The following is a 4,136-nucleotide window of genomic DNA, read 5'->3' as shown; positions in this document are numbered from 1 at the left end:
CGATCCGGTCGTCGTACGCCCCCAGCTCAACCCCGGCCGCGCGGAACACGTCCGTGAGGATCTCGGCCTTGCGGGCGGTGTCCGGGTAGACGCCGGGCGCCGGGTAGTCCAGGGGTTCGCGGTCGATGGGGCCGGTCGGGATGCCGGACTCGTTGGTCTGCATGGTGCTGATCCTCTCGGGTGGTCAGGCGGTTGCGGACTCGATCTGCCACTCCCACGGCTCGCCGTCGGCGGCGGCGCGGGCGGCAGCGTCGGCCAGGGCGCGGGCGAGGGCGGACGCCCGCGGCTTCATGTGCCGGGTGCGGGAGACCGCGAGCAGCTGCTCGGAGACGCGGGCGGCGTCGGCGGCCGGGAAGGTGCACGGCTTCGGGAACTCCATCGCGGCGACGAGCGGGGCGACGGCCTTCCGGTCGTTGTACGACACGGAGTTCGTCACCCAGGCCGCGAGGGCGGCGACCTCCTTGAGCAGGTGTCGGTCCTGCCCGAAGAAGTCAGCACCGTGGCTGGTGACCACGCTCGGCTCGGGGTCGTGGATCGCGGGTCGGCGGCTCATGCTGCGGCTCCCATCCGGTTGGCGAGGTGGGCGAGCTGGGTGGCGGCGGCGAGGATCAGCCGGACGTCGGGCTCGGCGTCGATCAGGAGTCGGGTCGCCTCGGGCGCCGGCGGGAACGGCGCGGGGGCCGGGGCCGGGCGGTGGCGCAGGGCCACCGCCAGGACCACAAGGGCGACCACCACGGTGGCGAGGTAGGCGAGGGCGATCACGAGCCCACCGCCTCAGCCGTCGAGACGCGCTTCCAGGCCGCCCGGAGCCGGGTCTCCCCGGCGCTGTGCCCGGCCTTGCGGAACGCGGCAGCGAGGGCGTTGTACGTCATCGGCGGGTTGGTGCTGGCCCGCAGCTCCGAGACGATCCGGTCGATCTCGTCGTCCGTGAGGGTCGGCGCCTCGATGGCCGCCAGCTCCTCGAAGCTGCCCCACACCGGGAGTTGCCAGCGGGGCTGTGACGCGTCCTGTGACGCGGGTGCGACGCGCTCTGTCACGCAGGTCAGAGCCCTGCCGGTGCCGTCGCCCTGCCGGACTCCGTCCAGCTCCGACCAGGCCCCGGAGAGCCGCCGGGCGGCCTTGGCCTGTGCCTCTGCGACGCGCTTCCCGGCGCCCGTGACGGCGTCGAGGCGGGTCTCCTCGGTGCCCGCCTCGGCACGGAGTTCGGCGCGGGCGATGGCCGCCTGGTCGCGGGCGCCCTGCTGGATCGTGGCGATCCGGTCGAGGGCGGCCGGGGTGAGTGCGGTGCGCTCCCAGAGGCCGTGCACGAGCCACAGCGCCTTCGCCGCGAGCGGCAGCCAGGCGACCGCCAGCCACGGGCCGGGCGAGGTCTCACCGAGCGCGTGAGCGACCAGGACGCCGGTCGCCACCGCGCCGAACCCCCAGCCGACGCCGGTGATCACGTTGCTGTGGTCGCCCTGCCGGGCCAGGCGACGCTCGTACGCGAGGGTGGCCAGCCATCCGCCGTCGAGGCCGATGCCGACGACCAGGGCGATGCCCCACGGCATCGAGCCCCCGAGCCACATCACGATCACGGCGAGGGTGAGGACCATGCTCACGGCGGTCATGCCGACCGCCGGGCCCACGGTGAGCAGGCGCTTGAAGTTGGGCTTCGTCATGGTCACTTCCCCTTCCGGATCTCGCGGATGAGCAGGTACGACACGCAGCCGCCGACCGTCACGGCGACGGCGACCAGGGCGACGGCGAGGAACAGCGCGGTGAGGACGCAGGCGCAGGCCGCGCCGCCCGCGATCCACGCGGCGACCTTCCCGGCGGACGATCCGCCGGCCTTCTGCGTCGAGCAGCTGCACGCGGCGTGCGCGGCCGGGGCCGGGGTGGCCGCCTGCACGGCCTGGACCACGGCGAGGATCTGCGCGATCTGCTCGGTGTTGGCCTCCGCCGCGCGGGCGTCGGCCACGGCCTGGGCGATGTTGGCGCTCATGCGGCGACCTCCGTACGGATCGTCGTGCCGTCCTTGGCGAGCAGTCCGCGCTTGACCAGGGCGTCGACCGCGCGGGCGACGGAGCCGGGGTTGATCCCGACCGCCTTGGAGATCTCCGCGTTGGTGGACGTGCCGTCCTGCACCGCCTTGAGCACGGCGACCTGGTTGTCGGTCAGGCCGTCCGGGACGGCAGCCGCGGGCTCGTCGTCCTTCACCAGGCTCAGCGCGGGTGCGGCGGCGGGAGCCGGAACCGCCGGCGCCTTGCCCGCCCGCTGCCAGACCGGCCGGGCCGGGAGCGCGATCACGTCGGCCGGGGAGAAGGCCCGCGTGTTGATCGGGTGCGGTGCCGCCTTCGGGCCGGACCGGAGCATGGCCACGCCCGGCATCGGCAGGTCGTGGGCGTGCCAGCCGCGCTCGGTGGCGTCCTCACCGAACACGACGCGGCTCTCGCCGGACGTGCTCAGCGCGAGCGCCGCGCGGTAGGTGATCTGCGCGCTGATCTGCGGGTCGATGCCGCCCTTGGCGTCCATGGTCGGCTTCTGCGTGGCCCAGATCAGGATGATCTCCGCCGCGCGAGCCATGCGGGCGAGGGTGCCCAGGTTCTCCATGATCCGGGACCAATCCGGGTCGCCCGGCTCCTCCTTGGTGCCCTTGGCCCGCTTCTTGCGCGCCATCGTGATGACCTCGGCACCCTCGTCCACGAACACCGTGATCCGGGGGCGGCGGGCGCTGATCTCGATGGTGTCCCGGCCGCGCGGGATTTCGTGCAGCCGGTCGTGCATCTCGGCAACCAGCTCGTCAGTGACGTCGAGGACGTCTTCGGCGTAGATGGCGACGCGGGCGCGGTGCTCCCAGTTGATGCCCTCCACGCGCTTGGGGTCGATGACGACCAGGCGGTGGTCGGGCGTCTCGGACGCCTCAGCCAGCAGGGCGCGGGTCGACCAGGACTTGCCCGACCCGGAGGTGCCCGCGATCAGCATCCGGCGCCCGAGCGGCACCATGACCGGCTCGCCCGTGATCGTGTCGACGCCCCACGGGTCGCCCGGCTTCCAGCCGGTCAGCTCGATGCCGTCGGCCGCACTGCGGGTCCGCAGCGTGATCGTGGCGCGGTCGCCGTGGGAGCCCGAGCCGATCTCCATGCGCAGGGCGGTGCGGGCCCCGAGCATCGCCCGGATCTCCTCGTGCTTGGCCTTGAACGCCGACGGCTTCCAACGGCCGTCGAGCCGCACGGTGGTGACCAGCCCGGCCGGGGTCAGCTCGGTCGGCGCGGGCACCGTGCCGGACAGGCCGCGCTCGTCGGCGTGCTGGACCCAGTACGACGGGTCGAGGCGCTCAAGGAGGCGACGCTCCTCGGCCGTGGCGTCGTCGTCGGGCGCCAGGCGGACCTGGCGGCGGCCGACCGCGAGCAGTGCGGCGTTGAGGCCGATCAGGCTGAGCGAGGTTCCCGCCGGCCACATCGTCCAGTGCTCCGCCGACGACAGCGCGTACGAGGTGAGCCCGGCCGGGATCGTGTGCGCGGCGTGGACGCGGACCGCGAGCTGCTTGAGCGTCAGCGGGTAGTTCCGGCGGGCCGTCTTGAGGTCGGTGCGTGCGACCTTGGCGTGACCGCGAGCGGCCTTGTCAGCCGTGCGGGCCGCGCGGCGACTGCCGTTGAGCGGGTTGTTGCTCGCCGCCTTCGCGGCCTTCCGCTGGCTCGCGGCGGTCGCGGCCGTCGAGCGCGCCGACGTGTTCGCACGCTGAGCGGCGATCAGCGCCTTCAGGTTCTCCGGGGTGCGGAGCTTGGCCCGGCGGTCCGCCTCGGTGTCCCAGCGGTGCGCGAACGGGGCGCAGGCCGGGGCGGCGGTGTCGAGGGCGCGGCTGGTGGCGGCCGTCGCCTTGTTGATCCGGTCCGTCGAGAACCCGAGGGTCGCTTTGGTGCCGGTGCCGATCTTGTTCCATGCTGCTGCGTAGTCCACGAGTGCGCTCCTAAGTGGTCGTGGATCAGGGCCGGGATTGCCGTTCGCGCGGCGTTCCGGCCCGCCTGATTTGTGGCGGTTTCCCGAACCGCAACCTCCCTTGCGGGCGGTTGCGCCCCCGCAAGCGTGTGACCTGCGGGTTTCGGTGTTGCGGTGGTTTCCGGGGTGGGGCCCCTACGCGTGTGCGCGCGAGGGCCCCG

General features: G+C 73.6%; 5 protein-coding genes. All 5 read right to left on the bottom strand.

What is annotated here, in order from left to right; all coding sequences use genetic code 11:
• Positions 1–184: 184 nt before the first annotated feature.
• From IE248_RS36950 to IE248_RS36930, 5 genes are read right to left on the bottom strand one after another with little or no spacing between them, the layout of a single operon-like run.
• Positions 185–553, bottom strand: a complete 369-nt coding sequence (locus IE248_RS36950) for a DUF7739 domain-containing protein (RefSeq protein WP_190033139.1) — start codon at positions 551–553, stop codon at positions 185–187.
• Complete coding sequence (locus IE248_RS36945; protein ID WP_190033138.1) at positions 550–762, bottom strand: hypothetical protein; 213 nt, start codon at positions 760–762, stop codon at positions 550–552. The genes IE248_RS36950 and IE248_RS36945 overlap by 4 nt, the downstream gene beginning before the upstream one ends.
• Entirely contained in the window at positions 759–1,658 is a 900-nt protein-coding gene (locus IE248_RS36940; RefSeq protein ID WP_190033137.1) for an MFS transporter, read from the bottom strand. The genes IE248_RS36945 and IE248_RS36940 overlap by 4 nt, the downstream gene beginning before the upstream one ends.
• Before the next feature lie 2 nt (positions 1,659–1,660).
• Positions 1,661–1,981 carry a hypothetical protein gene (locus tag IE248_RS36935; RefSeq protein WP_190033136.1) on the bottom strand — a complete coding sequence of 107 codons (321 nt, stop codon included), beginning with the start codon at positions 1,979–1,981 and terminating at the stop codon, positions 1,661–1,663.
• Positions 1,978–3,936 carry a winged helix-turn-helix domain-containing protein gene (locus IE248_RS36930; RefSeq protein ID WP_190033135.1) on the bottom strand — a complete coding sequence of 653 codons (1,959 nt, stop codon included), beginning with the start codon at positions 3,934–3,936 and terminating at the stop codon, positions 1,978–1,980. The genes IE248_RS36935 and IE248_RS36930 overlap by 4 nt, the downstream gene beginning before the upstream one ends.
• Positions 3,937–4,136 lie beyond the last annotated feature (200 nt).

It is taken from the genome of Streptomyces goshikiensis (genome assembly GCF_014650555.1).
Lineage (GTDB): Bacteria > Actinomycetota > Actinomycetes > Streptomycetales > Streptomycetaceae > Streptomyces > Streptomyces goshikiensis.
Note: the sequence above shows the minus strand (reverse complement) of the source record. Positions and strands in the feature narration are given on the sequence as shown.

Coding starts and splice junctions, on each gene's coding strand:
- IE248_RS36950 (WP_190033139.1), bottom strand. CDS start 553: ATGAGCCGCCGACCCGCGATCCACGACCCCGAGCCGAGCGTGGTCACC.
- IE248_RS36940 (WP_190033137.1), bottom strand. CDS start 1,658: ATGACGAAGCCCAACTTCAAGCGCCTGCTCACCGTGGGCCCGGCGGTC.
- IE248_RS36935 (WP_190033136.1), bottom strand. CDS start 1,981: ATGAGCGCCAACATCGCCCAGGCCGTGGCCGACGCCCGCGCGGCGGAG.